The sequence below is a fragment of the Methylophaga sp. UBA1464 genome (assembly GCF_002325665.1).
GTDB lineage: Bacteria > Pseudomonadota > Gammaproteobacteria > Nitrosococcales > Methylophagaceae > Methylophaga.
The window spans coordinates 19,291-23,367 of sequence record NZ_DCSO01000053.1 but is presented as its reverse complement, the minus strand read 5'-3'; the positions used below and the strand labels follow the sequence as shown (position 1 = coordinate 23,367).

The following is a 4,077-nucleotide window of genomic DNA, read 5'->3' as shown; positions in this document are numbered from 1 at the left end:
GGAGACAATAACCAATTCGCATTGTGTTAATGCTCTTTTGATCTGATCGGCATCCGGTATGCTCACCACCGGATTGGTTGCTACGATCCAGACAGCCTTGATGTCGCCACGCTCGATCGCCTGAAACATCTCAATGGTTTTATGACCGGCGGTTTTGGTGAGCCTATCGGTGTTCCAGAAACGTGACAAGCGTTCATGATGTTCCGGCTTGTCGATTTCCATATGGGCTGCCAGCTGATTACTCAGTCCGCCGACTTCCCGTCCGCCCATCGCATTGGGTTGTCCGGTGATGGAAAACGGCCCCATACCGACTTTACCAATACGGCCAGTGGCCAGATGACAGTTAATAATGGCATTACATTTATCTGTACCACTGGTCGATTGATTAACGCCTTGCGAGAATAATGTGATGGTTTTTTCGGTCGAGGCAAACAATTGATAAAACTTCGCCACATCTTCTTCTGACAGTTCTGTCTGGCGTGCTACCTGAGGGATGTTCGCCGCTGTTTTGCTGGCCGAGTCTAATGATGAGGCGAAGCCTTCCACATGTTGTTCAAGATAATGCCAGTCCACGCAGTCATGCTGTTTCAGATAATTCAACAATCCGTTAAACAGAAATGCATCAGCACCAGGACGTAATGGCAGATGCAGATCGGCGATATCGCAGGTGGCAGTTTTGCGTGGATCAATCACCACCACTTTCATATTGGGTCGATTCTGTTTGGCCTGAGTAATTCGCTGAAACAATACCGGATGACACCATGCGGTATTCGAACCAACAATCACCAGCAGATCAGTCTGCTCAAGATCTTCATAACTGCATGGCACGGTATCACTGCCAAAGGCCCGTTTATGGGCGGCTACTGCCGAGGACATACACAAACGTGAATTGGTCTCGATATTGCCGCTGCCAATAAAGCCTTTCATCAGCTTGTTGGCCATATAGTAATCTTCGGTGAGGATTTGCCCCGACACATAAAATGCGACCGAATCCGGGCCATGTTCATCAATGATGTTTTTCAACTTGTCACTGACATGATCCAGCACGGTATCCCAGTCGACCCGCTTGCCGTTTATCTGAGGATATAACAGACGGTTATCCAGCCCGACGGTTTCACCCAAAGCAGAACCTTTGGAACACAAACGCCCTAAATTCGCCGGATGTGCCGGATCGCCTTTTATGGCAACTACACCGTCAGCTTGTGGTGCAGCCAATACGCCGCAGCCGACGCCGCAATAGGGACAAGTTGTTTGTGTTGCGTGTTGTGCCAACAGTCAATCCTCAGAGTGAGATGTAAATCAGGCCGTCTTCGACTTTGGTTTCAAATGCACGGGTACAGCCTTCATCCGGGCCAGTAGCTTCCCCACTGCTTAAATCAATAACCCAATTATGTAATGGGCAGGCGACCCGTTTGTCGTAAACAATCCCTTGCGATAAGGGGCCTTTTTTGTGCGGGCACTGATCAAACAGGGCAAACACCTCATCTGAGCTGGTCCGAAAAATGGCCACATCCCCATCCGGTGTGGTCATCACGCGTGAGCCCTTTTTCGGTACGCTCTCTACCGGTCCTACTTCAGTCCAATTTTGCATCTGTTCAACCTACTTGCTTGATGGGAATATAATTTTCACGCTGTTTGGCCGCATGTTCTGCCCATGGATCATCCTGTGACTTTTCCTGTGACTCATAAAAACGCTGTGCCAATATTTTGCGGTTATCGTGATCGTCAACCACTTTAGCCTGTACGCTTTTCAGACCGACACGCTCAATCCATGGCGCGGTACGTTCCAGATAGTGAGCATCTTCACGGTAAAGCTGCATAAAGGCCGCGCAGTATTCCATCGCTTCCTCTTCAGTAGCGACTTTGCACAGGAAATCGGTCGCACGAACCTTTATCCCACCGTTACCGCCGACATGCAGTTCATAACCTGAGTCCACACAGACAATACCAAAATCTTTGATGGTGGCTTCAGCACAATTACGCGGACAACCCGATACAGCAATCTTGAACTTATGCGGTGTCCATGAACCCCAAGTCATTTTTTCGACCTTGATGCCCAGTCCGGTTGAATCCTGTGTACCGAAACGACACCATTCTGAACCGACACAGGTTTTAACAGTACGTAATGATTTACCGTAGGCATGGCCCGAGACAAAACCGGCTTCACTCAGATCCGCCCACATTTTCGGCAGATCGTCTTTTTTCACACCGAGTAAATCAATACGCTGACCACCCGTAATTTTGACGGTGGGCACTTTATATTTATCGGAGATATCGGCGATGGCACGTAATTCATTGGCATTAGTTACCCCGCCCCAAATTCTGGGTACCACCGAATAAGTGCCGTCTTTCTGAATGTTGGCGTGAACCCGTTCATTGATAAAACGTGATTGCGGATCGTCCTGATAATCCGGCCAAGTGCTGAGAAGATAATAGTTCAACGCCGGACGGCAAGAGTGACAGCCATCGGCAGTTTTCCATTCCAGCGCGGTCATCAGATCCGAAATGGTTTTTAATTCCTGTTCTTTAATGGCGTTTTTCACTTCACCATGACTCATGCTGGTACAACCACACATAGCTTTTTTGCTCGGTGTGTCATTGAAGTCACTGCCAAGGGTTGAGGCAAGCAATTGTTCGACCAGACCGGTACAGGAACCACACGATGCCGAAGCTTTGGTGTGCGCTTTCACTTCATCCAGAGTAAACAGGCTGTGTTTGCTGATGGCTTTGACGATATCGCCTTTACAAACACCGTTACAGCCACAGATTTCGGCATCATCGGGCAGGCCATCGACAGAGTTTGTCGCACCATGACCGGAATCACCAATATGATGCTGACCAAACAGCATGTTTTCCCGAATGCTGGACACATCGGTGCCATCACGCATTAACTGGAAGTACCAGGCACCATCAACCGTATCACCATATAAAACGGCACCAATCAGTTTGTCATCCTGAATGACCAGCTTTTTATAGACATGGCGGGCAGCATCTTTGAATACCAGGTCTTCAGTGCTTTCATCTCCAATAAAGTTACCTGCAGAAAACAGATCAATGCCGGTGACTTTGAGTTTGGTCGACGTAATGGAGCTGACATAACGGGCAATACCCATTTGAGCCAGATGATTGGCACAGACTTTTGCCTGTTCAAACAACGGTGCTACCAGGCCAAATGTCGCACCACGATGTTGCACGCATTCGCCGACAGCATAGACTTTAGGATCGAAGGTTTGCATGGTGTCATCGACCACAATACCTCGTTCGCAATGGATGCCGGCAGACTGGGCTAATTCTATGTTCGGACGGATACCAACAGCCATAACGACCAGATCGGTATCGATTTCTGTGCCATTTTTAAAGACGACTTTTTCAACCCGTTTTTTACCTTCAATCGCGGCTGTTTCGTGCGACATCAGGAAGTTAAGCCCTTTGGCCTGCAATTCATTTAACATCAAATCTGATGCCGGTTTATCCAACTGCTGATTCATTAATACATCTGCGATATGTACCACGGTGACTTCCATGCCTTGAATCATCAAACCATTCGCCGCTTCCAGCCCCAACAGACCGCCGCCGATAACCACGGCTTTTTTATAAGATTTGGCCGTCTCCAGCATGTTATCAACGTCAGCGATATCGCGGAAACTGATAACCCCGGGAAGATCACGGCCTGGCAATGGCAGCATGAAAGGACGAGAACCGGTCGCCATCAACAGACGATCGTATTCAAATACTTCGCCTTCTGCGGTTTCCACTTGGCGTTTGACACGGTTGATATGGGTAATTTTTTTACCGGCATGCAAGGTGATGCCATTATCAACATACCACTGACGGTCATTAATCATGATTTGGTCAATCGTTTTATCGCCCGCCAGCACAGGTGACAACATGATGCGATTGTAGTTACCGTAAGGCTCATCACCAAAAACAGTGATATCGTATTTTTCAGGCGCTAACTTCAGTAATTCTTCCAGTGTACGAACACCGGCCATACCATTACCTATCAGCACTAACTTTTCTTTCATGGATCGCTCCTGCATTTCGATTAATCATGCTTGAGCAAGCACTGTGCCAACA

Annotated in this window: 3 protein-coding genes; all 3 read right to left on the bottom strand. The window is 48.2% G+C overall.

Annotated elements, in window-relative coordinates; translation table 11 throughout:
- Positions 1–1,272, bottom strand: a 1,272-nt coding sequence (locus tag B3O33_RS06495; RefSeq protein ID WP_292363227.1) for a molybdopterin-dependent oxidoreductase, incomplete at its 3' end; no start/stop codon positions are given.
- Positions 1,273–1,282: 10 nt separating this feature from the next.
- Positions 1,283–1,591 (bottom strand): nitrite reductase small subunit NirD, encoded by a 309-nt coding sequence (nirD, locus tag B3O33_RS06490; RefSeq protein ID WP_292362590.1) that lies wholly within the window; start codon positions 1,589–1,591, stop codon positions 1,283–1,285.
- Positions 1,592–1,595: 4 nt separating this feature from the next.
- Entirely contained in the window at positions 1,596–4,025 is a 2,430-nt protein-coding gene (gene nirB / locus B3O33_RS06485; RefSeq protein WP_292362588.1) for a nitrite reductase large subunit NirB, read from the bottom strand.
- Between the last annotated feature and the right edge of the window lie 52 nt (positions 4,026–4,077).

What these genes read in the sequence shown, in the direction of transcription:
- nirB (WP_292362588.1), bottom strand. Translation starts at nt 4,025, where the DNA reads ATGAAAGAAAAGTTAGTGCTGATAGGTAATGGTATGGCCGGTGTTCGT.
- nirD (WP_292362590.1), bottom strand. Translation starts at nt 1,591, where the DNA reads ATGCAAAATTGGACTGAAGTAGGACCGGTAGAGAGCGTACCGAAAAAG.